The sequence below is a fragment of the Cobetia sp. PDI-23MA genome (genome assembly GCF_059507735.1).
Genome location: NZ_CM183352.1, coordinates 1,477,381 through 1,503,567, shown reverse-complemented (window position 1 = coordinate 1,503,567; position 26,187 = coordinate 1,477,381). Strand labels below are relative to the sequence as shown.

Annotated in this window: 21 protein-coding genes; 8 read left to right on the top strand and 13 right to left on the bottom strand. The window is 59.9% G+C overall.

Annotated elements, in window-relative coordinates; genetic code table 11:
- Positions 1–21 precede the first annotated feature (21 nt).
- The 6 genes from AC5WNJ_RS06470 to AC5WNJ_RS06445 all read left to right on the top strand — a co-directional run bounded on the left by AC5WNJ_RS06470 (position 22) and on the right by AC5WNJ_RS06445 (position 9,051).
- Positions 22–2,013 (top strand): bifunctional 5-dehydro-2-deoxygluconokinase/5-dehydro-2-deoxyphosphogluconate aldolase, encoded by a 1,992-nt coding sequence (locus tag AC5WNJ_RS06470; RefSeq protein WP_495930744.1) that lies wholly within the window; start codon positions 22–24, stop codon positions 2,011–2,013.
- Positions 2,010–3,887: a 3D-(3,5/4)-trihydroxycyclohexane-1,2-dione acylhydrolase (decyclizing) gene (iolD, locus tag AC5WNJ_RS06465; RefSeq protein WP_495930743.1), complete on the top strand. Its 1,878-nt coding sequence runs from the start codon at positions 2,010–2,012 to the stop codon at positions 3,885–3,887. Before AC5WNJ_RS06470 ends, iolD (AC5WNJ_RS06465) begins: the two co-directional genes overlap by 4 nt.
- A 120-nt stretch (positions 3,888–4,007) precedes the next feature.
- Positions 4,008–4,913, top strand: a complete 906-nt coding sequence (gene iolE, locus AC5WNJ_RS06460; protein WP_495930742.1) for a myo-inosose-2 dehydratase — start codon at positions 4,008–4,010, stop codon at positions 4,911–4,913.
- An 89-nt stretch (positions 4,914–5,002) separates the two neighbouring features.
- Positions 5,003–6,505, top strand: coding sequence for a CoA-acylating methylmalonate-semialdehyde dehydrogenase (locus AC5WNJ_RS06455; protein ID WP_216061561.1), 1,503 nt, complete (start codon positions 5,003–5,005; stop codon positions 6,503–6,505).
- Between the two features lie 100 nt (positions 6,506–6,605).
- Positions 6,606–7,448, top strand: a complete 843-nt coding sequence (locus tag AC5WNJ_RS06450; RefSeq protein ID WP_495930741.1) for a sugar phosphate isomerase/epimerase family protein — start codon at positions 6,606–6,608, stop codon at positions 7,446–7,448.
- 148 nt (positions 7,449–7,596) lie between these two features.
- Positions 7,597–9,051, top strand: a complete 1,455-nt coding sequence (locus AC5WNJ_RS06445; RefSeq protein WP_495930740.1) for a sugar porter family MFS transporter — start codon at positions 7,597–7,599, stop codon at positions 9,049–9,051.
- A gap of 194 nt (positions 9,052–9,245) precedes the next feature.
- On the opposite strand, the gene AC5WNJ_RS06440 is transcribed toward AC5WNJ_RS06445, so the two are convergent.
- The 11 genes from AC5WNJ_RS06440 to AC5WNJ_RS06390 form a co-directional block, all read right to left on the bottom strand.
- Positions 9,246–9,641 (bottom strand): VOC family protein, encoded by a 396-nt coding sequence (locus AC5WNJ_RS06440; protein ID WP_495930739.1) that lies wholly within the window; start codon positions 9,639–9,641, stop codon positions 9,246–9,248.
- A gap of 160 nt (positions 9,642–9,801) precedes the next feature.
- Positions 9,802–11,307, bottom strand: coding sequence for a sugar porter family MFS transporter (locus tag AC5WNJ_RS06435; protein ID WP_495930738.1), 1,506 nt, complete (start codon positions 11,305–11,307; stop codon positions 9,802–9,804).
- A 164-nt stretch (positions 11,308–11,471) separates the two neighbouring features.
- Positions 11,472–12,428: a sugar phosphate isomerase/epimerase gene (locus tag AC5WNJ_RS06430; RefSeq protein ID WP_258038180.1), complete on the bottom strand. Its 957-nt coding sequence runs from the start codon at positions 12,426–12,428 to the stop codon at positions 11,472–11,474.
- Positions 12,429–12,520: 92 nt separating this feature from the next.
- Complete coding sequence (locus AC5WNJ_RS06425; protein ID WP_495930737.1) at positions 12,521–13,723, bottom strand: Gfo/Idh/MocA family protein; 1,203 nt, start codon at positions 13,721–13,723, stop codon at positions 12,521–12,523.
- A 124-nt stretch (positions 13,724–13,847) separates the two neighbouring features.
- The gene (iolD, locus tag AC5WNJ_RS06420) at positions 13,848–15,698 is read right to left on the bottom strand and encodes a 3D-(3,5/4)-trihydroxycyclohexane-1,2-dione acylhydrolase (decyclizing) (RefSeq protein ID WP_495930736.1); all 1,851 of its coding nucleotides are present in this window, start codon (positions 15,696–15,698) and stop codon (positions 13,848–13,850) included.
- 337 nt (positions 15,699–16,035) lie between these two features.
- Positions 16,036–16,800, bottom strand: coding sequence for an SDR family NAD(P)-dependent oxidoreductase (locus tag AC5WNJ_RS06415; protein WP_084208925.1), 765 nt, complete (start codon positions 16,798–16,800; stop codon positions 16,036–16,038).
- A gap of 55 nt (positions 16,801–16,855) precedes the next feature.
- Positions 16,856–17,638 carry an HpcH/HpaI aldolase family protein gene (locus AC5WNJ_RS06410; protein ID WP_495930735.1) on the bottom strand — a complete coding sequence of 261 codons (783 nt, stop codon included), beginning with the start codon at positions 17,636–17,638 and terminating at the stop codon, positions 16,856–16,858.
- Between the two features lie 48 nt (positions 17,639–17,686).
- Complete coding sequence (locus tag AC5WNJ_RS06405) at positions 17,687–18,643, bottom strand: SMP-30/gluconolactonase/LRE family protein (protein WP_495930734.1); 957 nt, start codon at positions 18,641–18,643, stop codon at positions 17,687–17,689.
- Between the two features lie 120 nt (positions 18,644–18,763).
- The gene (araD, locus tag AC5WNJ_RS06400; RefSeq protein WP_495930733.1) at positions 18,764–20,491 is read right to left on the bottom strand and encodes an L-arabinonate dehydratase; all 1,728 of its coding nucleotides are present in this window, start codon (positions 20,489–20,491) and stop codon (positions 18,764–18,766) included.
- A 138-nt stretch (positions 20,492–20,629) separates the two neighbouring features.
- On the bottom strand, positions 20,630–21,865 hold the full coding sequence (locus tag AC5WNJ_RS06395; RefSeq protein WP_495930732.1) for a Gfo/Idh/MocA family protein: 1,236 nt from the start codon (positions 21,863–21,865) through the stop codon (positions 20,630–20,632).
- Between the two features lie 279 nt (positions 21,866–22,144).
- Positions 22,145–23,176, bottom strand: a complete 1,032-nt coding sequence (locus AC5WNJ_RS06390) for a LacI family DNA-binding transcriptional regulator (protein WP_495930731.1) — start codon at positions 23,174–23,176, stop codon at positions 22,145–22,147.
- A 215-nt stretch (positions 23,177–23,391) separates the two neighbouring features.
- Here AC5WNJ_RS06390 and AC5WNJ_RS06385 point away from each other — a divergent pair, with 215 nt between their 5' ends.
- The gene (locus AC5WNJ_RS06385) at positions 23,392–23,730 is read left to right on the top strand and encodes a transposase (protein WP_495930730.1); all 339 of its coding nucleotides are present in this window, start codon (positions 23,392–23,394) and stop codon (positions 23,728–23,730) included.
- Between the two features lie 26 nt (positions 23,731–23,756).
- Entirely contained in the window at positions 23,757–24,071 is a 315-nt protein-coding gene (locus AC5WNJ_RS06380; RefSeq protein WP_495930729.1) for an IS3 family transposase, read from the top strand.
- 431 nt (positions 24,072–24,502) lie between these two features.
- Here AC5WNJ_RS06380 and AC5WNJ_RS06375 read toward each other — a convergent pair whose 3' ends face one another.
- Entirely contained in the window at positions 24,503–25,693 is a 1,191-nt protein-coding gene (locus AC5WNJ_RS06375) for an MFS transporter (RefSeq protein ID WP_495930728.1), read from the bottom strand.
- A complete protein-coding gene (locus tag AC5WNJ_RS06370) occupies positions 25,690–26,097 on the bottom strand; it encodes a GlcG/HbpS family heme-binding protein (protein WP_176676797.1) in 408 nt (135 codons plus the stop codon). The genes AC5WNJ_RS06375 and AC5WNJ_RS06370 overlap by 4 nt, the downstream gene beginning before the upstream one ends.
- Positions 26,098–26,187 lie beyond the last annotated feature (90 nt).

Genomic DNA, 26,187 nt, shown 5'->3' with positions numbered 1-26,187 from the left:
GGCCCATTAAGGGATATGCTCATGACGCGCCACTCATCTCACACACCGGATCTGGATGTCATTTGCCTCGGCCGCGTCGCCGTTGACCTCTATGCGGAACAGATCGGCGCGCGTCTCGAAGACGCCACCAGTTTCAAGAAATACCTGGGCGGGAGCTCCGGTAACATGGCATATGGCACTGCACGCCTTGGGCTAAACTCGTCAATGCTGGGTCGTGTTGGCAACGAGCAGATGGGGGAGTTCCTGCGCGAAGAGCTCGCTTCCGTCGGCTGTGATGTCAGCCACCTCAAACACGATCCCGAACGTCTGACCGGGCTGGTGCTTCTGGGCATCAAGGACAAGGATCAGTTCCCGCTGCTCTTCGTGCGCAACGACTGTGCCGACATGGCCATTGATGAAGATGATGTGGACCCGGCGTTCATCGCTCGAGCCCGTGCCCTGGCGATCACTGGTACGCACCTTTCCACTCCCCGCACCCAACGTGCCGCCCGCAAGGCGCTGGATGCCGCACGCGAGGCTGGCGTGAAGCGCGTGTTGGATATCGACTATCGCCCCGTACTCTGGGGGCTGACCAGCATCGGGGATGGCGAGACGCGCTTTGTCGCGGACGAGAGTGTCAGTCAGCACATGGCCCGTTGGCTGGGAGACTTCGACCTGATCGTCGGCACGGAAGAAGAGTTTCATATCGCGGGCAACAGTACTGACACGCTGGACGCGCTGCGCGAGGTTCGGCGTCACAGCGATGCCGTGCTCGTGTGCAAGATAGGGGCGCGCGGCTGCGTCATCTTCGAGGGCGACATTCCACGACATCTGGAAGACGGCATCCTGGTCGAGGGCGTCAAGGTCGAGGTCATGAACGTACTCGGTGCCGGTGATGCCTTCATGAGCGGTTTCCTGCGCGGCTACCTGCGCGATGAAAGCTGGGAAACGTGTGGCCATTACGCCAACGCCTGCGGCGCGTTGGTCGTATCTCGGCACGGATGTGCACCTGCCATGCCCACGGAAGCGGAACTGTTCGATTACCTCAGCCGCCGCGAGTCCGTGCCACGCCCGGATCTTGATGACCACCTGACTCATCTGCATCGCGTCACCACTCGTCGTGTAGCGCACTGGGACAGCGTGCTGGGGCTGGCATTCGATCACCGTCGTCAATTCCTGGACATGGCACGCGATGTCGAAGGCGACCCCGAGCGCCTGCCACGCCTCAAGCAATTACTGGTTGAGGCTACCCGCAGCGCGGCACAACAGGCCGGTATCCAGCGCCCTGCCATTCTCTGTGATGATGTCCTGGGGCAGGATGCGCTCAATGACACGGCAGAGCTGGACTGGTGGGTCGGCCGTCCGGTCGAGCTCCCCAGCTCACGGCCTTTGCGCTTCCAGCATGGTGATGACATCGGTAGCCAGTTGCGATGCTGGCCGCGCCACCACATCGTGAAGTGCCTCGTGTTCTATCACCCGGATGATGAGGCCACGCTGCGCCTCGACCAGGAAGCCCGCCTGCGCCAGCTGTATGACGCCTGCTGCATGTCGGGGCATGAGTTGCTCATCGAAGTCATCCCGCCACGTCAGTCAGATGCACCCGCCTGTGATGAGACCACCGTTCCACGTAGCCTGGAGCGTCTCTACAACCTCGGCATTCGCCCGGACTGGTGGAAACTGCCCGCTCTGACGACGCAAGGTTGGGAACGCGTCAGCCAAATCATCAGCACTCGCGACGCCTGGTGTCATGGTGTCGTACTGCTGGGGCTTGATGCGCCGATTGACGAGGTCAAACGCGGTTTCGAGCAGGCAGCACGCTTCCCGATCTGCAAGGGATTCACCGTCGGACGCACCTTGTTCACCGCTCCCAGCCAGGCCTGGCTGTCAGGCAGCATTGACGATGCGACCCTGATTCGTCAGGCCGCTGACAACTATCTCGACTTGATTACCCATTGGCAGTCACTGCGTGATGCCTATTGCAACGCAGAGGATGCCAATTCTGCTCCCACGCTCGCAGAAGGAGTCCTGCAATGAGCTCTGTTTCTCACTCGGCGGCAGCGTCGGGTACCGTGCGCCTGACCGTCGCTCAGGCACTGGTGCGCTACCTGAGCCGGCAATATATCGAACAGCGTGGACAGGAAGTCCCTTTGTTCGGTGGCTGCTTTGCCATCTTCGGCCACGGCAACGTGGCGGGTCTCGGCGAGGCCTTGCACGCCGCGGGCGATGATTTCCCCACCTATCGCGCCCACAACGAACAAGGCATGGCCAATGCGGCCATTGCCTATGCCAAGGCCAACAATCGCCGTCGCATCATGGCGTGTACCTCGTCCATCGGGCCTGGTGCCACCAACATGGTGACGTCGGCAGGGCTTGCTCATGTCAATCGGTTACCGGTGCTGTTCCTGCCCGGCGATACCTTCGCCAGCCGCGCACCGGACCCGGTGCTCCAACAGGTCGAGCACTTCAATGACCCCGGTCTGAGCGTCAATGACTGCTTCCGTCCCGTGTCACGCTTTTTCGACCGCATCACGCGACCGGAACAGTTGCTGACCAGCCTGCCTCAGGCGCTGGCCACGCTGCTGGATCCCGTGGATTGTGGCCCTGCCACCCTGTGTCTGCCACAGGATGTCCAGACGCTTGCGTTTGAATGGCCGGAAGACTTCTTCACCCGTCGAGTGCATCACATCCGTCGCGCTCCCGTCGCTCAGGAAGAGCTGGTGGCAGCCCTGGACACACTGCGCACCGCCAAGCGGCCACTGCTGATTGCCGGGGGCGGCGTGCATTACAGCGAGGCGTGTGAGGCCCTCGCCACCTTTGCCCAGCAACACGGCATTCCAGTGGTCGAGACACAGGCTGGCAAGGGTGCCCTGCCCTGGGGCCATGCTCGCAACATGGGCGCAATCGGTGTCACCGGCGCGGCCAGCGCCAACCAGCTGGCACGTGAAGCCGACGTCATCATGGCCATCGGATCACGACTTCAGGATTTCACCAGCGGCTCTCGCACGCTCTTTGAAGCCGCCGGCCAGACACTCATCAGCCTCAATGTCGGTCGCTTCGATGCCGCCAAGCATGGCGCACGGCAACTGCAGTGCGATGCCCTGCGGGGACTTGAGGCCTTGACGGCAGGGCTGGGTGACTGGGCCGCACCAGACAGCTGGGTGCAACGCCAATCCGGGCTCAAGCAGGAATGGGAAGCGGTCCGCGAGAGCGTGATGGCTGATCAGGGGCTCGCGCTGCCAACCGATGCCCAGGTGCTCGGGGCCGTGAATCGTCAAGCGACAGATGACACCACGGTGGTCTGTGCTGCCGGCGGTTTGCCAGGTGAGCTTCACAAGCTATGGGCGGCCAGTGTCCCCGGCAGTTATCACGTGGAATATGGCTTCTCATGCATGGGCTATGAACTGGCCGGCGGGATGGGCGTCAAGATGGCACGCCCGGAGCGGGACATCGTGGTCGTAGTCGGCGATGGCAGCTACCTGATGCTCAACTCTGAGCTTGCCACCTCCGTGATGCTCGGCCACAAGCTGACCGTGGTGGTCCTCGACAACCGTGGCTTCGGTTGCATCAACCGCCTGCAACACGCGACTGGCGGCGCCGGCTTCAACAACCTGCTCAAAGACTGTCGCACCGTTGCGGAAGGCGCCCCCAAGGTGGACTTTGCGGCGCACGCTCGTGCACTGGGCTGTCAGGCCGAACAGGTCACAGGGATTGGCGAACTGGGCGCCGCGCTCGAGCGTGCTCGGACCTCATCGACGACCTACGTCATCGCGCTAGACACGGATCCATTGCCTTCTACCCAGGAAGGTGGGCACTGGTGGGAAGTCGCCATTCCCGAAGTCAGCGAACGTACTGAAGTCCGTGACGCCTATCAGGGCTATCTGTCGCACAAACGCCAGCAAGCTCGCTGACGCATTTCAGGGCCGGCCAACCGCCCTTACGACATCAGTTGGCCGGCCTGGACGATACGCCATCTCTCGGAGGCCAAAGTGCCTCCCTGCACTCTCAATATCTCGAAGAAGGATACCGCCATGAGCATTCGCCTGGGCATCAACCCGCTGACCTGGACCAACGATGACCTTCCGAGCCTCGGTGCCGACACACCGCTGGAAGTCTGTCTCAGCGAAGGCCGCCAGGCAGGTTTTGCCGGTTTCGAGCTAGGAAACAAATTCCCGCGCACGCCCGATGCTCTGTCTCAGGTGCTCGATGCTCACGATCTGGCGTTGGTATCTGGCTGGTACTCAAGTCGCCTGCTGGAACGTAGCGTCGAGGAAGAGCTGGAAGCCTTGAACAGCCACCTCCAACTGCTCAAGGCGTGTGGCGCTACCGTCATGGTGTATTGCGAAGTCAGCCGCTGTGTACATGGTGACCAAGCCACTCCCGTCTCACGCCGCCCCGTCATGAATGATGCTGATTGGGCGCGATTAACAACCGGCCTGGATGCTGTCGCGAAAGAGATGGCGTCTCAAGGCGTGGAAATAGCTTATCACCATCACATGGGCACCGTCATCGAGAGTGAAGCTGATGTGGACCGCCTAATGGCCTCAACACAGCACGTAAAGCTATTGCTGGATGCCGGTCACCTGACTTATGCCGGTGGTGATCCCGTCGCCGTAGCACGCAAGCATGGCAACCGTATTACCCACGTCCATTGCAAGGACATCCGTATGGCACTGATGGACAACGCGATCAACCGTGACAAGTCCTTCCTGGATGCCGTACTGGATGGCGTTTTCACCGTGCCGGGAGACGGCGGTGTCGACTTTACCTCCCTTTTCACCGAGCTGAAGCGTCAAGAATATGGTCAGCACGATGATCGCTGGCTGGTTGTGGAAGCCGAGCAAGATCCTGCTGTCGCCAACCCGCTGACCTACGCAACGCTCGGTCATGACAATTTGGCCCGCCTGGCACGCGAGGCCGGCTTGATTCGCATCTGATTCCAAGCCACCAGGCTGCACAGACAGCCCGCACGACTCTGATTATCTCTTGAGTCTGCGTATACACCACTCTCCACGAGGACACGTTCATGCAACAGTTACATCACTTCATCAATGGCCAATCACAACCCGGCGATAGCGGTCGTAACGCACCAGTCTACAACCCGGCCACCGGCGAGCAGTCCGCCAGTGTGTCACTGGCCAGTGCCGAGGAAACTCGTTCCGCCATTGCTGCCGCCAGCACCGCCTTTCCTGGCTGGTCCAACACCTCGGCACTCAAGCGCTCGCGCATCCTGTTCCGCTTCAAGGCGCTACTGGAAAAGCACAGCGACGAACTCGCCACGCTGATCTCCCGCGAGCACGGCAAGGTGCATTCGGATGCGCTTGGCGAGGTGACTCGCGGCATGGAAGTCGTCGAATTCGCCTGCGGCATGCCCCATCTGCAGAAAGGCGAGCACTCGCTGAACGTGGGCACCGGGGTGGACAGCCACTCTCTGATGCAACCGCTGGGTGTGTGTGCGGGCATCGCTCCCTTCAATTTCCCGGCCATGGTGCCGATGTGGATGTTCCCCATCGCCCTGGCCACCGGGAATACCTTCATCATGAAGCCGTCCGAGAAAGATCCCTCTGCCCCGCTGCGCATGGCGGAACTGCTGGCGGAAGCCGGCCTGCCGCCGGGCGTGTTCAACGTCGTCAATGGTGACAAGGAAGCCGTCGATGTCCTGCTGACCGATGAGCGTGTCGAAGCGGTTTCCTTTGTCGGCTCCACTCCGATCGCCGAGTACATCTATTCCACTGCCTCGGCACACGGTAAGCGAGTCCAGGCCCTGGGGGGGGCGAAGAATCACATGGTCGTGATGCCGGATGCCGATCTGGATCAGGCAGCGGATGCCCTGATGGGGGCGGCGTACGGCAGTGCTGGTGAACGCTGCATGGCCATCTCGGTGGCAGTCCCGATCGGTGAGCAGACCGCAGAGCGACTGCGCGACAAGATCCTCGAGCGCATGGCCACTCTGCGGGTGGGGCCGGGTGAGGTCGAAGGCCAAGAAAATGACATGGGGCCACTGATCTCACGCGTGCATGCCGACAAGGTCATCGAGTTCATCGACAGCGGTGTCGAGCAAGGTGCGGAGCTGGTCGTGGATGGCCGTGACATCACGGTGCCTGGGCACGAGAACGGTTATTTCGTGGGCGCGACCTTGTTTGATCATGTGCGCCCAGACATGCGCATTTATGCCGAAGAAATCTTCGGGCCGGTCCTCTGTCTGGTCCGCCAGGAGTCACTCGACGAGGCGATTGCCCTCATCAATGCCCACGAATATGGCAATGGCACGGCCATCTTCACTCGCGATGGTGATGCTGCCCGTCAATACACCACTCGCATTCAGGTCGGCATGGTCGGCGTGAACGTGCCGATCCCTGTACCGATGGCATTCCACAGCTTTGGCGGCTGGAAGCGCTCTCTCTTTGGCCCGCTTCACATGCATGGCCCGGATGGCGTGCGCTTCTATACCCGCATGAAAGCCGTCACCACCCGCTGGCCTGATGGTCTGCGCAGTGAAGCTAGCCACTTCACCATGCCGACACTCTGATTCACCGCTCGCAGGGTCGGGCATGACAGCGTCATGCCCGACCGCTTTTCATTGCGCCTTGCCTGACCGGTAAGGCACATGACCGCCATGGAGGCATGTCATGACGCACAAAATGAAAGTGGGTGTCTGTACCTGGACCTTCGGCCCGCTGCCGATCGAGGATATCTTCGCGCGGACCGCACGTCTGGGATTTGACGGGGTGGAACTGCATGGCGATCTCGACGCCTTCACACCAGACATGATCCGCGCCCTTTGCCAGACGCATGGGCTGGAAGTGTTCTCACTCACGCCGGGAGATTGCGATCCCGCCTCCCCCGACGCGTCGGATCGCGAGGCTGCCGAGACCTACTATCGACAGCTGATCGACTTTGCCCAGGCGATCGGCGGCGCGCGAGTCTCACTGCACGGACTCGTGGGGCGAATCCGTCCCGCAGATGGCAGTGATCAAGACAGCGAATACCGCCACCTCGTCGAAGTGCTCACTCCACTGTGTGACCATGCAGCAAGTCGAGATGTGCCGCTCGTCTTCGAAGTTCTCAATCGCTACGAATCCCACCTCATCAACACTGCAGCCCAGTGTCGCAGGCTCATCCAAGACATCGGTTCTCCCCAGCTCAAGGTATTGCTGGATGCCTACCACATGAATATCGAAGAGCCTGACCCCGTGCGAGCGCTGGCCGAGACTGGCGATCACCTGGGGCTTTATCACGTCGCCGACTCCAATCGCGGCGGTATCGGTCAGGGGCATAGTCAGCTGGCGGATCAGTTCACCCAGCTGCGTGCCATGCACTATGACGGCCCGATCATCGTCGAGGCACCGGCCATGGGTCCTGATCCCTTCACGCCAGTCAAGACAGGCGATTATCTGACAACACTGGAAGATCAGTTGTCAGGCAGTGTCTCGGCGCTTCGCCAGCATTTTGCGCTTGACGTACCTGCCTGAGCTTTCAGGCGCCTTACCTCCCATGGAGTGATACCTCATCACCTGCATGGGCATAACAACATCGCGGGCAGCGAGTCACGCCAACCCACTCGTCTGTCTGTTGCCATCTGCGCGGGACGCCTTCACGTCCCAACGCTGGAGATTTCACATGACTGCCAAGCTCTCGCCCGGCAGGGCCGGACATTCCCTGTCACGTCAGCAACTCGGCTATCTGATACGCATCACGCTGATCGCCACTCTAGGCGGGTTGCTCTTCGGTTATGACACCGGCGTCATCTCCGGAGCCATCGGCCCCATCGCTGAATATTTCCAACTGACACCCGCGGAAAAGGGCTGGGCGGTATCCTCCGTCGTCATCGGCTGTATCGCAGGGGCCATCAGCGCCGGCTGGATCTCCATCCGTTTCGGCCGACGCAAGGCCTTCCTGATTGCCGCCATCTTGTTCCTACTCTCCGCCATCGGCTCTGCCACGGCGACTGATTTCCACTATTACACCCTGTGGCGCATCATCGGCGGGATGGCGGTGGGACTGGCCAGTGTGGTCGCGCCGATGTACATCTCTGAAATGTCCCCCGGGCATCTGCGAGGTCGTACCGTCAGCCTGTTCCAGCAGTCAATCGTCTTCGGACAGATGGTGGTGTTCTTCGTGAACTACTTCATTGCCAAGGGCATGGCTGAACACTGGATGATCGACCATGGCTGGCGCTGGATGCTCGGGTCCGAAGCCCTGCCTGCCTTGCTGTTCGGCGCATTGCTGTTCTTCATTCCAGAATCGCCACGCTGGCTGGTGCTGAGAGGTCGTCCCGAGCAAGCCCGCAACATACTGAGCCGCTTTACTCCTGCCGAAGACCTGGACCAGACACTCAACAGCATCATCACCTCCTATCGTGACTCCTCGCGGGACAATCTCATCAGTCTGCGTGAGCGCGGTCTGCTGGGGCTGGTGATACTGGGCGTCTTCATCGCCAGTGCCCAGCAACTGACCGGTATCAATGTCGTCATGTACTACGCGCCGGACGTATTGTCCTCGGTGACCGCCAGCAGCGAGGATGCCCTGCTGCAGACCTCGATCATGGGTGTCACATTCGTGGGCGGCAACCTGCTGGGGATGTTGTTGATCGACAAGGTCGGGCGTCGCCCACTGCTGATTGCCGGCAGTATCGGCAGCATGATCGGCATGTGTGCATTGGGCATCATCATCGGGCGAGATGCGGTGGGCTATGGCGCACTGTTTGCGCTGATCGTATACGTGGTGTCCTTCGCCATTTCCTGGGGCTGTGTCTGCTGGACACTGTTGTCAGAAATCTTCCCCAACGCGATTCGTGGACGCGCCATGGCGCTGGCCGTGGCTGGCCAATGGTTCGCGGGTTTCATGGTCACACAGACCTTCCCGATGCTGCGCGAGAGTGACTGGCTCAACCACCTGTTTGGCAGCGGTTTCAGCTTCTGGCTCTATGCCGTGCTGACGCTGATGAGCCTGCTGGTGGTATTGCGCTATGTGCCGGAAACCAAGGGCAAGACTCTGGAAGAGCTTGAGAACATTACAGGCACTCGCCTCAGCAAACGTCGGCGGGCGCTTGCCAGCACGAGCTTGAGCAGCTGACGGCCATTAGTGACGCCCAGCTCCGTCTGGGCGTCATGCCCCATGTGCCCAATGACACATAAGTTGCATGCCCCATGAGCTCTTTGCCGACCACCTGATCACGTGGCCTTGGCAAGGAGCTTTTCTGTAGGGATCCCGGGTGAGGAAAATTCAGCAGCACAGCACAGGGCACCCTCCTGGCATTGCACAGGCGCTCAATACGCCATCTGCCCCGCGAATCCGGCCTCATCTCGAATCCCTACGCGATTACCATCCGGGTCATGCAGATGGATCGTCCTCCCCCAGGGCGTCTCTTCGATCTCGGCATCGATCCCCCATGCCCTGACCTCCGCCAAGGCCTGTTCGATGTCGCTGACATTGAAGCGCAGCTTGGCGCTACCTTGCTCGGGACTCTTGCCTCCCTCAATCGCCCTTCCGCCCTGCTCGATCATCAAATATCCGTCTCCATAGGCCAGGCAGGTCAGCCTGAAACCGCCATCTTCCTTGCTGAACAGAAGCGGCAGTTCAAAAAGGCCCTGGTAGAACGCGACACACTCATCGAACCGCTCTGTATTCAATATCAGGCCATACCGTGCGACGTTATGCTTCATCCCTGTGTCCTCTGGAGGTAGCTCGGGGTCTCTTGAGCATGCCATCGATGACTAGGCAGGACGATGTCGCTTTCACAAGAATACGCTCCCGCCGGCACATGAAGATTGCCAGTGGGAGCGTCGCGCGACAAAGTGATGGAAAGCCTTGAGCGCTGCTGAGTTACTCCGTTGTCAGCGGCAAACCTTGACGCGCCAACCGGCGACGTCGCTTGCTGAGACGAGTCCCGGTGATGTCTTCCAGCTCTTCCAGGGTCTTGCCCTTGGTTTCCGGTAAGTAACGCAGCACGATCAGCAGACTGAGGAAGGTCAGTACCGCATAGAGCCAGAAGCTGAATCCGCCACCGACCAGCTCATTGAGGAAGTCGCTCTGGCGCATCATCGGGAAGGTCTGGGTGACGATGAAGCCGAGCAACCACTGTGCTGCGACAGCCAGTGACATCGCGCGTGCGCGAATCGCATTGGGAAATATCTCGGAGACCAGTGTCCAGCAGACACACCCCCAGGAGATGGCAAACGAGACGACATAGACGATCAGGGCAATCAAGGCGCTGATGCCCGGTTCGCCATTGCCGATCACGACACCGAGGAAGGTCATGCCGACGATGCTGCCCAGACTCCCCGCAATCAACAGCGGACGACGGCCGACCTTGTCGATCAGCAGCATGCCCAGCAGATTACCGGCGACGAAGGTCACCCCCATGATGGAGGTCTGGAACAGAGCATCTTCATTGCTGGAAGTGACGGCGGACAACACATCCGGGGCGTAGTACATCACCACATTGATGCCGGTCAGTTGCTGAGCAGCAGCGATGAAGACCCCGATGGCCACCAGCCCCAACATTCCCTTGGTGCGCAGAGACGCGTGGCGCTTGTTCTCGTTGTGCTGGAAGGATTTCTGGATCTCGCCCAGGGTGCGCTCGATGGCATCGGCATGATAGAAGCGCGCCAGCACCCGCCGCGCATCATCTAGACGTCCTTTCAACACCAGCCAGCGCGGGGATTCCGGTACGAAGGGAATCAGTACCGCGAACAGGATCGAGATGATGGCTTCCGATCCCAGCATCCAGCGCCAGCCATGATTCAGGATCCAGGTCTCGGCCATGCCCTTGGCAATGAAGTAGTTCACGAAGAACACCACCATCTGACCAAAGACCACGGACTGCTGAAACAGGCTGACGGTGCGACCGCGCATATAGCCCGGTGACATCTCGGAGATGTACATCGGTGCCATGACGCTGGCCATCCCGACCGCCAGTCCACCCAGAATACGCCACCAGATGTAGGCATCAAAGGTGCTCGCCAGACCAGAGCCCAGTGCTGACGCAGTAAACATCAATGCTGACAGCATGAAGACGGCCTTGCGCCCATAGGCAATGGACAACCGTCCGGCGATAAGTGCGCCACCAATACAGCCGATGACGACGGAGGAGACTGCCCAGCCCTTCTCGGCGGCAGACAGGTCGAAATATTGCGCGATGGGCCCGATGGCGCCGGAGATGACCCCCGTGTCATAGCCGAACAACAGGCCACCGAGGGCGGCCACCAGGATGATCTTGATCAGGAAGACAAGCTGCGCTGGCGTCAGCTTTTCTTGATGAATGGATGAGGCGGGATTAGCTGATTCTGTCGAGGTAGCAGTATCGCTACCGGGGTGCGAAGTGGGCATGACGACCTCTCGTGATCGATTGTTATAGTATTACGAGAACTGCTGAGGCAGATGTGGCTCGAGCGCTAGTGGCATCTGACGCACCATGCGATCGAGACAAGTCATTGATGAATCTTGTATGCCCTGTCATCTTCTGGCGTGATGGCGACAGGGCTTCATGCCGATCAGGCTTCCGCCAGACCTTTTTCCAGAATGCTGCGCTCGATGAATTCACGGCTTTCGCGTGCATTTTCCAGCGCGCTGTTGTCCTTGGTCGGATCCACGTCCTGCTCGACGGTGATCCAGCCTTGATAGCCGATGGATTCCAGGCTCTCGCGGACCGCATCAAAGTCGACACAGCCCTGGCCCAGCGGGCAGAACACGCCCTGGCCGATGGCGGTATAGAAGTCGATGCCGTCCTTCACCACGCTTTCGAGTACTGGTGCCTGAATATCCTTGAAGTGGATATAGGCGACGCGCTCGCCATAAGTGCGAATCAGCTCGGCCGGATTGATGCCCGCATAGGTGCAGTGCCCGGTATCGATGCACAGCTTGACCAGATCAGCATCCAGTTCAGCCATCGCACGGTCCACTTCATCGCGATACTCGATGTAGGTGCCGGCATGAGGATGAAGCACAGGTGTGACCGCATATTCCTGACAGATTTCCGCCACCTGGCGGATAGTGACCATCATCTCGTTCCACTGTGCATCATCGAGCCGGGTCGCGGTTTCTTGCTGACCGGCTTCATCGGTACGTGGCGAGCTGACATGGTCGATGATGACCATGTAGTTGCCCTGCTGAGGCTTGAGTACCTCACAGGTCGCACGGGTGTAATCCAGGATTTCCTGACGACGTGACGCGTCATGCAGATGCTTGAAGATGGTACCGGCGATCAGTTCGAGCCCTCGGCTGTCCAACGCGGACGCCAGTGCCGCCTGCTCGGTCGGCAGGTAATTGAGTGGGCCAAGCTCCGTCGCCTTGAAACCGGCACCGGCGATTTCGTCGAGCACGGTCTGCCAGCTGGGATTGGCGGGGTTGTCGGCAAACTCGATACCCCAGGAACACGGTGCGTTGGAAAGCTTGATGTGCATGATGATGTCCTTCTTCTTGGCGTTGTCGTTGTCTTTCGGGATGACCATCGTCAGTGACGTGGAAACGAGGCCTCACATCGGGTACCGACCGACTGGCAGCGGTGGAACCGACATGAGGCGCTCCTGATGTCGCAGTCAGATCAGAACGCGACCCAGCGATTCTCGTTGTCAGAGGATTCCACACAGCACTCCAGCAACCGCACGCCTTCGATGCCTGCATCGATATTGGGGAACCAGAGAGACTCCAGCTCCTGCTCCGACAGGCCAAGGTGTTGAGTGCCTGTGCCGTTACGTCGTGCTTCAGCGCCCTGCATGGCGAGTGCATAACGGTGATAGACATTGGCCCAGGATTCGAAGAAGCCTTCCGCGTGGCCGCCGCCGATGCGATTGCTGTTCACGGCGTTGTCGCCCTCGGCCAGATAGCCCATGCCACGTTCCAGAATCCGTACCGGTTCGCCTTGGACCTCGTAGCGCAGCTGGTTGGGATATTCATCCCACCATTCGATACTGGCCTTCTCTCCCACCACACGAATCTTCTGCTGATGCATGGAGCCCGCATTCACCGCACTGGCCCACAGTGATCCCACCGCGCCGTTCTGGTACTGGAGCAACACCTGGGCGTTATCTTCCAGCGGTGCCCGCGAGGCCACGAAGCTCTGGCGGTGGCACATCAGGCGTTCGACCTTGAGTCCGGTGATGAACTGGCCGGCATAAAAGATGTGCGTCCCGAGGTCCCCCAGCACATAGGTCGGCCCGGAAACGGCAGGACTGGTGCGCCACTTGGCGCCACTGCTGACCTGTTCGACCGGCTGGCTATGGAAGCCATGGGCAAATTGCATGTTGACCATGCGTACCTGCCCCAGCTCACCCGACTGCACCATGGCGCGGGCCTGGTGAAGCATCTGATAGCCGCTGTAGCCATACATGACACCGAAGACCAGACCGCGCGCCTGTGCTTCAGCCTTGAGCTCCTCTGCCTCGGCAACCGTGAAGGTCACCGGCTTTTCACAGATCACATGCAGGCCAGCCTTGAGCGCTGCCAGGCTGATGGCATGGTGGGTACTGTTAGGTGTGGCGATGCTGACGGCTTGAATGCCATCGTCGCGGGCAGCTTCGGCCTCGAAGAGGCTGGCGTAATCCGGGTAGCAACGCTCTGGGTCCAGTCCCAGATTGGTACCGAATTCACGCCCGCGTTCCGCGTCGAGATCGAAGGCACCGGCGACCAGTCGAAAGAGTCCATCGCGATGCGCGGCGGCGCGGTGGGCGTGACCGATTTCACTGCCACGGCCACCACCGACCATGGCCCAGCGCAGCGGCGCGAGATTGTGTTCTTCATTGAACATCAGGGATTCTCCTGGCAAATGCATGGGTGCTGATAATTGGCGTTGTCATTGCAAAGGTGTTCATGAAGCCCGTTGCTGCGTGCGCCGGGCCTCACGACTCACGCAGAATCAAAGTCCCGCAGAATCAGAGACCGCGGCGCTGATGGGCACGACCGGCATTCATGGCGGCCACCTGCGCTTCATCCACGTCCTCGCGGACGACTTCCGGTAGCCCCACATCCCACCAGCAGTCACAGGAAGACCACTTGGTGGAATCGATATCCACCACGATGACGTAGGTGCGTGGGCTCTCCTTGGCGCGCTGGTAAGCGGCCCGGAAATCACTGATGTCACTCAGATGCTCACCATAGGCACCTTGCGACTGGGCATGCTGGAGGAAGTCGACGCGTACCAGCTCGTCGGCCTGGCTACGACAATCGGCCAGCATGTTGTTGAAGGAAGGATTGCCGCTGTTGTTCTGCAGCTTGTTGATGACCGCGAAACCAGCGTTGTCACAGACGACAACGATCATCTTGTGGCCCGTCAGTACCGAGCTGTAGATATCGGAATTCATCATCATGTAGGAGCCGTCGCCGACCAGGACCACGACTTCGTTGTCGGGGTTGGCGATCTTGGCACCCCAGCCGCCGGCCACTTCGTAACCCATGCAGGAGAAGCCGAACTCGATGTCGAACTTGCCGAGCTGCTTGCTCTGCCAGTTCATGTTCAGCTCTGCCGGCAGGCCACCCGCCGCGGTCAGCACGGTATCACCGGGCTCCTGCACCGCATTGACGCTGGCAATGACCTGAGCGTAGGACGCCGTCTGCCCCGCCACGATCTCCCCGCGGTTGGCGCACAGGGATTTCCACTCGGCGACTTCGGCCTGACCCTTTTCCAGCCAGCGCTGATCCGCCTGCCATTCCCCCAACCCTGAATCAAGGCGCGCCAGCGTGTGGCGAGCATCGCCGATGACCGCCATGGCGCGATGCTTGATGGCATCCATATGCGCCACGTTGACGGATACGATCTTCAGCGCCGGATTGCGAAATACCGACCAGGATCCGGTAGTGAAGTCCTGAAGACGTGTGCCGATGGCCACCAGCACATCACATTGTACTGCCATGGCATTGGCGGAATTCGAGCCGGTCACGCCGATAGGGCCCATATTGCAGGGGTGAGATTGCAGCAGGGAAGAACGCCCTGCGATGGTCTCAACCACCGGGATATTGCGACGCTGAGCAAACTCCGCCAGCAACTGATTAGCTTCGGAATAATGCACACCACCGCCAGCGATAATCAGTGGCTTCTCGGCCTTTTCCAGCAGAGAAATAGCCGCTTCAATCGAGCGTGTGTCAGCTTCCGGGCGACGAATATGGTGAATGCATTCTTCGAAGAGCGCCTCTGGATAGTCATAGGCAACGCCCTGGATATCCTGTGGCAATGAAATCATGACCGGGCCGCAATTGGCGGGATCCGTCAGGGTCGCGATCGCGGTCGGCAAGGATTGCATGAGCTGTGCGGGGTGAGTAATCCGATCCCAAAAACGAGTGACGGGCTTGAAGGCATCATTGACGCTCAGGCTGGGCTGATGGGCATGCTCGACCTGCTGCAGCACCGGATCCGGGAGGCGTGAGACATGCGCATCGCCGGCAAACATCAGCAACGGCAGACGGTTGGTGTGCGCAATACCCGCCGCCGTGATCATGTTGGTGGCTCCCGGCCCGATGGAGGTGCTGGCGATCCCGATGCGTTGGCGCTGGTTGGCCTTTGCATAGGCAACGGCAGCAACTGCCATGGATTGCTCATTCTGGCCGCGCCAGATCGGGATGGTGTCCTGGATGTTGTGAAGCTGTTGCCCCAGGCAGGTCACATTGCCGTGACCAAAGATGGCGAACCCGCAACCAAACAAGGTCTCGACCTTACCGTCGATGTCGATCTTCTGCGCAGCCAGATATCTGGCGATGGCTTCGGAGACGGTCAATTTTATCGTTTTCATTCCTCTCTCCCGACGAGCATATGGCGTTGTTTTGTTGTGTGCATTCAGGTCGAAAAATCGGCACCTAAAGCTCAGTGATCATGACGCAGGAAAATGATGGTCAGCGCAGATTCTTCACCGTTTGGAAAGACACTAGCAGTGCCTGAAAACGTTTTCATCCAAATTTCAAAAAAAAGGCCCCGCCTTGGATCAAAGTTCAATAAGGTCATTCATGCATGATTGAAGTGGCCTATCCAACAGGCAGAAAAGACATGTTTCACCTATCGAGAGGCGTCTCAGTAACGTCGCCTTTTCTCAGCCCTCTTCCCCACGACACAGCCCATACAGACCAGTCCATCTAGACCAGTCCACCGTCCACGATATAGGTCTGCGCGGTGATCATCCGGCTATCGTCCGCGGCCAGAAACAGCACCATCCGTGCGACGTCTTCCGGCTGCACACGTTGATGCAGACTCTGGTTTTCCAGCACCTGGCGCTCAAGCTCCGGGTCCCACCACAAGGCTTTCTGGCGCTCGGTGATGACCCATCCCGGCAAGACGGTATTGACGCGAATTCCGGCGTCTCCCATGTCACGTGACAGTGTCCGCGTCAGGCCGATGGTAGCGGCCTTGGCGCTCGAGTAGCCCGTGATATCACGCGAACGCCGCAAGAAACTGGGAGAGCTGAAGTTGATGATCGACCCACCGCCCGCTGCCTGCATGCCAGCAAACACCGCCTGGCTTGCGAAGACTACATGTCGCAGGTTGGTAGCCTGCAGGTTGTCCCATGTCTCGACATCCAACTCCGACAAAGGCACACGCGTATCCCGAGCCGCATTGTTGATCAGTACTTCAATCGTCCCGAACTCATCAGCGGCAGTGCAGATCACAGCACGAAGCTGTGTAATATCGGTCACGTCACAATGCTGATAGCGTACCTTCCCACCTGTGCCTGAGAGCTGCTCTGCCAGCGCTTCGCCTGCCGCATCATCGATATCGACAAAGCTCACACAGGCCTGTTGCTTGCAGAAATGCTCGACCAGCGTGGCGCCAATGCCACTCGCGCCTCCACTGATGAAGACATGTCGCCCCTCAAGACTCGGATAACGTGCAAATTGACTCATGTTGCCTCTCCTCTCCTATCGCGGGTTCGTGACTTGCAGGTAACGCACGCCTCGATCAATACCCTTCGCGGTGATCCGTCTCGCGCTCCATGGCACTCAACAACTCGCGGGCCCCTGCCATCAGCAGACGAGTATCTGACCCGACGGTGACGAGGTCACAGCCACGTGCCAGCATTCGCTTCGCATGCGCAGCCCCCCCATTGTGGATACCGACGATCTTGTCATGCAGACGAGCCCGCTCGATGAGCTGACCGATCAAGGCATCCATCGGGCCATCCCCGTGATCGAACCCCGGAGCATGGCCATGAGAGAGCGCCAGATCCGCGGGACCGATATAGAGGCCATCCAGCCCCTCGACAGCGAGAATTTCCTCGAGGTTTGCCACGCCTTCGCGGGTCTCGATCATGCCCAGCACCAGCATCTCGTCGTTGGCATGACGGGCATAATCCGCCCCGCCGTACAGCATGGCGCGATGAGGGCCGAAGCTGCGCATACCCAGCGGGGGGTAGCGGCAGGCAGCCACCAGTGCACGGGCGTCTTCCGCGTTGTTGATCAAGGGAGCAATCACTCCATAGGCACCGCCATCCAGCACCTTCATGATCAAACCGGGTTCCAGGCTCGGCACTCGCACCAGCGGAACGGTGTCAGTGGTGGAAATAGCCGTCAGCATCGGCAACAGATCGCTGTAATCGATCACCCCGTGCTGCAGGTCGATGGTCAGGCTGTCCCAGCCCTGATGGGCCATGATCTCTGCCGAGAAGGCACACGGCATGGAGAGCCAGCCATTTACAACGCCCTCCTTTTGGGCAATGCGTTGCTTGAGGCGATTAAGGCGCATGGGGTCTCCCTCTGAAGTTCATCAATGGTGGCAGTCACAAGGGGCAGGTCACTCATGAGTCTCACGAATCGTGTCCCGGGAGGGTGAGCGCCCCCCACTCGGCATGTCGGGTGACGCTGGAGAGCGAGAGGCAAAGGCAGCGACGGAGACGCCCGGCACCTCGACCTCCATCGCGAAGACGCTGCCGGACAAGGGGGCCGCGGCCAGCGCCTCAGGGCTCATGCCCTTGCGCAAGGTGGTCACGTAAAGCGTTCTCATATCGGCCCCGCCGAAGCACGGCATGGTCGGGCCGGGACATGGCAGGCTGACCTGGCGCGCCAGACGTCCCTCGGCATCCCAGTAATTGAGTACTCCGCCAAAAACGCCTGCACTCCAGTAGCCTCCCGCCATATCCATCGCTCCGCCATCGGGGCGACCGTGCAGTGCAGGCTGGGTCTCGGCGAATACACGCGGTGTGCCCATGACACCACTTTCCGGGCAGTAGTCCGCGACATGGATGGTGTCGCGTCGCGTATCCGCAAAAAGCATGCGCTGTCCATCAGCGCTCCAGGCCAGGCCATTGGCGACGATGAGGCCTGACTGCAGCCGTTGGGTCTGTCCAGTGGGAGCGACATCATAAAAATGCCCCAGCGGCCGTGAACGACTCGCCTCATCCATGGTGCCGATCACGAAGTGTCCATTGGGCGCTACCTTGCCATCATTGAAGCGCGTGCCAGCCAACGGCTCTCCGGGTGGGCAGGCCAGGAACTCCAATGCACCAGACGCGAAATCGAGCAGATGGATTCCCGAACGCATGGCAACGATCAGACGCCCATCGGCACAGCGCCCGAATGCCCCCAGCGTCTCAGGCAGCACGCGACGCTCTCGCTTGCCATCACTCAGGCAGTAACGTTCGATCGCCGGGGCATAAAGGTCTGCCCAGAACAGGCTGTTGCGACTGACATCCCAGACCGGGGATTCCCCCAACTCCGCCCGGCTCTCTATCAGCAGTTCGATTTCCGCCATTTCCTGGACTCCCGTTGACGATGGCTATGGCACATGCGTGGATACCCCTGCGGGCTTACACCTTCTATCTCTCTGCACCCGATACCCTCGACCTTATCTCCTTGCTTCAAGCAGCGCCGCTCAATAGATATCGGGCTCAGGGGTACTACCAGGGGCACCATTGGCAAAGTCGAAGTCACAGCCTTCATCTGCCTGGGTGACATGCGATTTGTAGAGAGAGGCATAGCCATGAGGATGCCGGTCCTTGGGCGGCTGCCAATCCGCCAGTCGACGCTGGATCTCCTCTTCGTCGACCATCAGATCCAGCCGACGATTGGGAACATCGACCGCGATGATGTCACCGGTCTGAACGATGGCCAGCGGCCCGCCGACGGCGGCTTCCGGCGCCACATGCAGAATGCAGCTCCCGTAGCTGGTGCCGCTCATGCGCGAGTCGGAGATCCGCAGCATGTCGCGTACGCCTTGTTTCAGGAGCTTGGCCGGAATCGGCATCATGCCCCATTCCGGCATGCCGGGGCCGCCCACCGGCCCGCCATTCTTGAGCACGATGATGCTGTCGGCCGTGACCGGGAGGTCCTCATCATCGATACGTGCCTTGAGGTCGGCGATGTTCTCGAACACATAGGCAGGCCCTTGATGGACATGCAGGCGAGGGTCCGCCGCGGTCGGCTTGATGATGGCGCCCTTTGGCGCCAGGCTGCCGGTCAGCACGGCAGTCCCGCCCGAGGCATTGACCGGACTGTCCAGCGGGAGAATGACTTCCGGGCGCCAGACCTTGGCACCCTCGATGTTGTCGCCCAGGGTACGGCCGGTCACGGTCATGGCGGAGAGCTTCAGCTCACTGCCGATGTTCGTCATCAAGGCCGGAAGCCCTCCGGCATAGAAGAAATCTTCCATCAGATATTCGCCGGAAGGCTTGAGGTTCAGCACCAGCGGTACACGACGCGATATCTCGTTGAAGCGCTCCATCGGCAGCGTGATTCCGAGACGCCGCGCCATGGCCACGATGTGGATGATGGCGTTGGTCGAGCCACCGATCGCCATGTCGACGGCAATCGCGTTATCAAAGGATGCCTCGCTCATGACATCGGTCGGCTTGAGATCTTCCCAGACCATTTCCACCGCTCGCTTGCCGCTGGCGTAGCACATACGGTTGTGATTGGCGTCCACCGCGGGGATGCTTGAGGCCCCCGGCAGGCTCATACCCAGAGATTCACCGATCGACATCAGCGTTGCCGCCGTGCCCATGGTCATGCAAGTGCCCGGAGAGCGGGCAATCCCATTCTCGATCTCGTTCCAGTCACTCTGGCTGACGTTGCCGATGCGTCGCTCATCCCAATACTTCCAGACATCCGTACCGCTCCCCAACACCTGCCCACGGTAATTGCCGCGCAGCATGGCACCAGCGGGGACATAGATGGTCGGCAGATTCATGGAGATCGCGCCCATGAGCACGCCCGGCGTGGTCTTGTCACACCCGCCCATGACCACGGCGCCATCTACGGGGTAGCTGCGCAGCAATTCCTCGACTTCCATGGCTAGCATGTTGCGATACATCATGGCGCTGGGTTTCATCAATTGCTCACCCAGTGACATGGCAGGCAGTTCGACAGCAAAGCCCCCCGCTGCCGTGATACCACGCTTGATATCCTTGACCCGATCAGGAAAGTGAGAATGGCAGGTATTGAGGTCGTTCCAGGTATTGATGATGGCGATCACCGGCTTGCCGACGAACTCCTCTCCCCAATAGCCCATCTGCTTGACGCGAGAGCGATGCCCGAAAGAGCGCAGATCATCCTGCTTGAACCAGCGATTACTGCGCAGATCGTCGACCCCTTTCCTGTTCATTCCGTACTCCTTACAACGTAATTGACCGAACAATGGCGTAGCAGAATCCGCACCGGCTGCCTCGAGGGTGGCCCGTCATTGCGACATTCCTGAATGAAGTAGCGTTGGCTATCTCAATGGAACAGCCGAATCAGCGCGTCAATTGACTGTCCGCCGTGATGGGAGAGACACCCAATCGCCATTTCGTCGACTGGAGTCGAGCGCGGTGGCGGCGAACTCGACACCACGCACACCACTGCGCAGGTCGGGATACCAGCAGGCCAATGGGTGCGGCTCAGTCCCCTGCTGGCAGGCAGTGATGTCCTCATGGAGGTCGCTATACAGGGAAGAAAAGGCTTCGCGATAACCTTCGGGGTGTCCAAAGGCCACACGAGAGATACGCGTGGAGGCTTCGTGAAGTCCTGCTGCCCCTTTGGAGAGCAGCACAGGAGCGCCATCAATACGGCGGAACAGGAGCTGATTGGGGGTTTCCTGATGCCATTCGAGCCCCCCGAGACTGCCGAAGATCCGGAAGCTCAGGCCATGCTCGGCGCCGGCAGCCGCCTGGGTAATCCACATCAGGCCGCGGGCACCATTGCCATAGCGCAACATTACGTTGGCATTATCGTGCGCTTCGCGTCCGGCAACGCTGGCCGTGACATCGGCACTCAATTCACTGGTCTCAAGTCCCGAAACATACTCGAGCATATGAAAGGCGTGGGTCGCGATATCATTGAGAATCATCGACTCCCCCGCCATGGCGGGGTCCATATGCCAGTCGTGGCCTGCCTTTTCCGCATCCGTCAGGCAGGCCAGGTGCCCCTGAACGTAGTCACACTGCAGCTGACGGATTTCACCGAGCTCGCCATTCTCGATCATGGCGCGTGCCTGACGCACCATGGGATAACCGGTATAGCCATAGGCCATGCAGAAGCGCAGCCCTGCCCGCTCGGCAATCGCTTCAAGCTCGCGAGCCTGAGCCGGATCATTGACCAGCGGCTTTTCACAGACGACATGAAAGCCCAGCTCCAGAGCCAGCTTGGACAGGACGAAGTGACTATCGTTGGGCGTGAGAATGGCGATCACCTCAGCACCATCTTCGCGGGCAGCTTCCTCGCGTAGCAGTGATTCACCATCGCCATAACCACGTGCGATGTTGAGTTGTTCCGCCTGCTGGCGAGCACGCTCGGGATTCGATGACAGCGCACCGGCGACGACACGATACCGCCCATCCATCTGCGCCGCCGCACGATGGACCTGACCGATGAAAGACTGAACGCCTCCCCCGATCATCCCTATGCGCAGCACTTTGGGGGCCAAAGTGCTCGACTGGTGCTCCGCTGTCTGCTGTGAGCTTGCACGGTGATCGAATGAGGGCGGTGTCTGCTGAGTCATTGGGCGTCTCGGCTTCAGGCGTGGATGGCGTTATTGTTCTATCACGTACCACAGGGGCTTTTCCTTGGCTTTGGTACGCTGCATATCAAGCAGCCTAGCGCAGCCAAACCGGCTTTGAAAATGTTTTCAAAGCCATTTAGACCAAGGGACGAGAAAGAACGAAAATCCACCGATGTGCCAACGAATCGCCAGTATTCCAGGCGGACTACCAAGAGAGTGCTGCTCCGCCACCAGAGAAGATTTCACGAGAAAACTATCAAGCGTTCTGCAGTGCGCGTGTCAGTTGACGTGACGAGTCGACCCGCGTTGCGTGATCTGACACGGCATGATGACCCGACTGGGCGCCATGCCACCTTGCTTGATGCGCACGAACAACAACGACACCGTCTTGTCGACCATTTCCGTGAATGGCTGGCAGATCGTCGTCAGATCATAGGATTTGCTTGAGGCAAAGCGAATGTCATCCACCCCGACGATGCCGATATCCTGTGGTATGCGGTGCGAGAACTCATGACGTATGGCGTCCATGCCGCCACATGCCATGATATCGTCAAAGTAGAAGATGCTATCAGGAATGACCTCCGCCTCTGCGAACAACTCACAGGTGGCTTCATAACCCGCATCGTAGCTGTGGCGATGCCCTTCCCCCACGCCATGCAAGGTCAGCCCGCGCTGCTCCAGACGCTCGATGAATCCACGCTTTCTATCCAGCGTGGCCTGCTCCTTGGTCGACGCCCCCACATAGGCCAGCCGTCGATAACCGAGATCAATGAGATGATCTGCTGCCATGCGCCCCATCTCGACATCGTCACAGGTCACCACACAGGCGCCGGAGTCTTCTCCATCACGTCCGAATATGGCCACAGGCGTATTCTGCTTCGCACAGGCCTCGACCAACTCCGGCGGCACTGAAGCAGAAGTAACGATCAAAGCATCAACATGATATTCCATCACCAACGAGACAGCCTCCGAGATGCTTTTCTCGGTATTCACGTTGATCAACAAGGTGTGGCAGTTATGCCGCTGAATCGCAGCAGAAAATTCGCTGAGAATCGCCAGGTAGACAGGGTTCTCGAAATTGGTCACGAGAATCCCGATCAGGCTGGATTGCGACTTGATGCCTCGTGCCAGACGATTCGGCTTGTATCCCATTCTCTCGGCTACCGCCAGGATCCGGCTACGCATCTCTGGGGAGCTGCTGCCTTCAGGATTCATTGCCCGAGAGACCGCCGCAATCGAGACATTGGCCTCCTTGGCAACTTCAGTGATGGTGACACGCTTGGATGAGGGTTTGTCCTCGGACTTCTTCATGCTCACTCCCTAACGAGGCTCAATGCCCAAGATCTCATCAAGGCATTCCACCCCACACTGGATAATCATTGGCCGACCATACCGCGGATCACGCAAGCATGCAGCAGGCACATGCTGAAGAATACAGCCATATCACGTTGGCTTTGACGTGTGCCACCAGAGAGTCAATAGCTGTAGTGGCACAGTGAATCTGGCCACCTGACTTTGAGTGTATGATGGCTCACAGAGACAATCAGGTTCAGATGATGACGAAGAAGAGAACGTTTAGCCCGGAATTTCGCACGGAAGCGGCCCAGCTCGTGGTCGACCAGGGCTACACGCTGAAGGCGGCGTGTGAGGCCATGGGGGTTGGCAAATCCACCATGGAGTATTGGGTTCGCAGGCTTCGCGCTGAGCGGGCAGGCAAGGCACCGCTGAAAGGTGAGGCTCTGACGCCGGAACAGCGTGAGATCCAGGAACTGAAGCGCAAGCTGCGGCGAGTGGAAGAAGAGAAGGCAATATTAAAAAAGGCTACCGCTCTCTTGATGTCGGAATCCCTGAGCAATTCTCGATAATCGAGCGACTTGAAGAGAGCTACGCGGTGCAGCACTTGTGTCAGGTGTTTGGGCTGCATCGCAGTAGCTACCGGGCTTGGCGTAGTCGGGATAGAAGACCTTGTGAGACTGAGCAGAAGCTGCTGGATCAGGTTGTCGAGGCGCATACCGTCAGTAACGACTCTGCCGGCGCTCGCAGCATTGCAAAAATGGTCACGCAGGCAGGAATACCGTTGAGTCGTTATCGGGTCAGCAGGCGGATGAAGCAGCTGGGGCTGATGAGTTCGCAGCCGCCGAGGCACGCCTACAAGAAGGCTGATCAGCCACTGCAGCGGTCAAGTGTTTCTGGCCACCGATCTTGATGCATACCAGTAGTTCTTTTCTGCCAGGTTCGGCGGTAACCCATCGTTATGCTTGTGCGCCCTGAGGCTACTAAAGTCACCGACCATATAATCACTGACAGATCGCTTCGCCACAGCAATATCGGGACAGCCGATCTCTGGTAATCATTCCATTTTCAGGATTTTGAAGAAGCGCTCTGTTGGGGCATTGTCCCAGCAATTTCCGCGGCGACTGAGACTCAGCGTCATTCCATTCGGTAGCGCAAAAACATCAGATCTTGCCCAGCAACAGCGAACTTCCTTAATAGGATATCCACTGCCACTGGGCAAGATCAGGTGGCCAGATTCACTATCCCACTACACCACATCTCTCCTCTCGCCTCATGGTGCGCTCTCCACCCCGCCAATGCTCCTTACAAAGGGAGCTGTATCGTAATTGAAGAAAGATTTCATCACGCCATCGCCTCAGAGTGGTGAGAGCCGTTTACCTTCCCCTGGAACCACAGCGCAACCAGCGCCAGAAGCGCCAAGCCACTACCGGCCAGCGGCGTCATCCCCAGCGCCTGCTGTGCGACCAGTGCACTCCCCAAGGCGGAGCCGGCCGAGATGCCGATGTTGAACGACGAGATGTTGAGCGCCGAGGCGAAGGCCACCGCCCGTGGCCGATGCTGCTCGGCCGTGGCCAGCATGCCGGACTGAAAGGCCGGCGACAGCCCGAAGGCCAAAGCGCCCCACACCGCCAGCCAAACCGGCATCAACCACCTAGCCTCGCCCCAGGCGTGGATGATCGCCAGGATCGCCGCCAGTCCGACCAGCAGCCAGGCGGCCGTGCGCCGCCAGCCGATGGCGCCGACCAGCCGCCCGCCCATCAGGTTGCCGACGAGCGTGGCGCCACCGAAGACCACCAGCAGGCCACTGGCAGCCGCCGTGGAGAAGCCCGTCAGCTCGGTCAGCCAGGCGCTGATGTAGGTAAACAGCGGGAAGGTCGCCCCGAAGCCCAGTGCCGTCAGCGCCATGGTCAACACGATGACCGGATGGCCGAGGGCCGACAGCTGCTCCCCCCAGTTCCCCGTCGGCTGAGCCGCCAGCGAGGCCGGGACCCAACGCCATAGCGCAATGAGCGCGATGGCCGCCAGGGCCAGAATCGCCACGAAGGGCATCCGCCACCCCATGCCGTTCCCCAGCAGGCTGCCGATTGGCACGCCCACGACCATGGCCAGCGTCAGCCCCGAGAACATCAGCGCAATGGCACTGCCGGATCGCCCCTCCGGCGCCAGCCGACTGGCCACGGTGGCCCCCAAGGCGAACAGGGCACCATGCGCCACGGCGGTGGTGACACGACCGAGCATCAGGCTGGTGAAGTCCTGGGCGACGACCGACAACAGGTTGCCAATCACGAAGAGCGTCATCAGCCCCGTCAGCACCCGACGCGGCGCAAAGCGGGACAGCGTCAGTATGAGCAGCGGCGTACCGATCGCCAGGGCCAGGGCGTAGCCACTCACCAGCGCACCGGCACGATCCTGAGTGACGCCCAGATCAGAGGCGATCGCGGGCAGCACCCCGACCACGATGAACTCCGCCATGCCGATGGCAAAGGCGGCGACCGCCAATGCCAGGACGGCAGGATGCTGGCCGCGCATCATGCCGCCTCCCGGGCCATCAGGCGCGGCCCCAGCTGGGCAAGAGTCTCATCCAGTTCGACGGTCGCGCCGGCCACACCGACCGCCCCGACCACGCTCTGTTGTGCATCGCGCAGTACCACGCCGCCCCCGAAGCTGATCAGGCCTCCGTTGGTGTTCTCCAGGGTATAGATCGCCTCTCCCGGGGCGGCGATCTGGCCCAGCTGGGCACTGTCAGTCTGGAACAGCGACGCCGTGCGCGCCTTCTTGATCGCGACGTCGATACTGCCGGGGACCGCGCCATCCATACGTTCGAAGGCGACCTGAAGGCCGCTGGCATCCACGATGGCCAGCGAGACGGCGAATCCCTCATCGGCGGCGGCTTGGCGGATACCGGCGATGATGTGGTGGGCATCGTCAAGGTGCATGTCATTCTCCTCAAGAATCTGGTCAAGATCAGCGCCGTCGGCGACGACGCGATGAGGAGCATGCCGATGCCGCGCAGGCAGGCATAGGGG

What these genes read in the sequence shown, in the direction of transcription:
- AC5WNJ_RS06470 (WP_495930744.1), top strand. Translation starts at nt 22, where the DNA reads ATGACGCGCCACTCATCTCACACACCGGATCTGGATGTCATTTGCCTC.
- iolD (WP_495930743.1), top strand. Translation starts at nt 2,010, where the DNA reads ATGAGCTCTGTTTCTCACTCGGCGGCAGCGTCGGGTACCGTGCGCCTG.
- iolE (WP_495930742.1), top strand. Translation starts at nt 4,008, where the DNA reads ATGAGCATTCGCCTGGGCATCAACCCGCTGACCTGGACCAACGATGAC.
- AC5WNJ_RS06455 (WP_216061561.1), top strand. Translation starts at nt 5,003, where the DNA reads ATGCAACAGTTACATCACTTCATCAATGGCCAATCACAACCCGGCGAT.
- AC5WNJ_RS06450 (WP_495930741.1), top strand. Translation starts at nt 6,606, where the DNA reads ATGACGCACAAAATGAAAGTGGGTGTCTGTACCTGGACCTTCGGCCCG.
- AC5WNJ_RS06445 (WP_495930740.1), top strand. Translation starts at nt 7,597, where the DNA reads ATGACTGCCAAGCTCTCGCCCGGCAGGGCCGGACATTCCCTGTCACGT.
- AC5WNJ_RS06440 (WP_495930739.1), bottom strand. Translation starts at nt 9,641, where the DNA reads ATGAAGCATAACGTCGCACGGTATGGCCTGATATTGAATACAGAGCGG.
- AC5WNJ_RS06435 (WP_495930738.1), bottom strand. Translation starts at nt 11,307, where the DNA reads ATGCCCACTTCGCACCCCGGTAGCGATACTGCTACCTCGACAGAATCA.
- AC5WNJ_RS06430 (WP_258038180.1), bottom strand. Translation starts at nt 12,428, where the DNA reads ATGGTCATCCCGAAAGACAACGACAACGCCAAGAAGAAGGACATCATC.
- AC5WNJ_RS06425 (WP_495930737.1), bottom strand. Translation starts at nt 13,723, where the DNA reads ATGTTCAATGAAGAACACAATCTCGCGCCGCTGCGCTGGGCCATGGTC.
- iolD (WP_495930736.1), bottom strand. Translation starts at nt 15,698, where the DNA reads ATGAAAACGATAAAATTGACCGTCTCCGAAGCCATCGCCAGATATCTG.
- AC5WNJ_RS06415 (WP_084208925.1), bottom strand. Translation starts at nt 16,800, where the DNA reads ATGAGTCAATTTGCACGTTATCCGAGTCTTGAGGGGCGACATGTCTTC.
- AC5WNJ_RS06410 (WP_495930735.1), bottom strand. Translation starts at nt 17,638, where the DNA reads ATGCGCCTTAATCGCCTCAAGCAACGCATTGCCCAAAAGGAGGGCGTT.
- AC5WNJ_RS06405 (WP_495930734.1), bottom strand. Translation starts at nt 18,643, where the DNA reads ATGGCGGAAATCGAACTGCTGATAGAGAGCCGGGCGGAGTTGGGGGAA.
- araD (WP_495930733.1), bottom strand. Translation starts at nt 20,491, where the DNA reads ATGAACAGGAAAGGGGTCGACGATCTGCGCAGTAATCGCTGGTTCAAG.
- AC5WNJ_RS06395 (WP_495930732.1), bottom strand. Translation starts at nt 21,865, where the DNA reads ATGACTCAGCAGACACCGCCCTCATTCGATCACCGTGCAAGCTCACAG.
- AC5WNJ_RS06390 (WP_495930731.1), bottom strand. Translation starts at nt 23,176, where the DNA reads ATGAAGAAGTCCGAGGACAAACCCTCATCCAAGCGTGTCACCATCACT.
- AC5WNJ_RS06385 (WP_495930730.1), top strand. Translation starts at nt 23,392, where the DNA reads ATGGCTCACAGAGACAATCAGGTTCAGATGATGACGAAGAAGAGAACG.
- AC5WNJ_RS06375 (WP_495930728.1), bottom strand. Translation starts at nt 25,693, where the DNA reads ATGATGCGCGGCCAGCATCCTGCCGTCCTGGCATTGGCGGTCGCCGCC.
- AC5WNJ_RS06370 (WP_176676797.1), bottom strand. Translation starts at nt 26,097, where the DNA reads ATGCACCTTGACGATGCCCACCACATCATCGCCGGTATCCGCCAAGCC.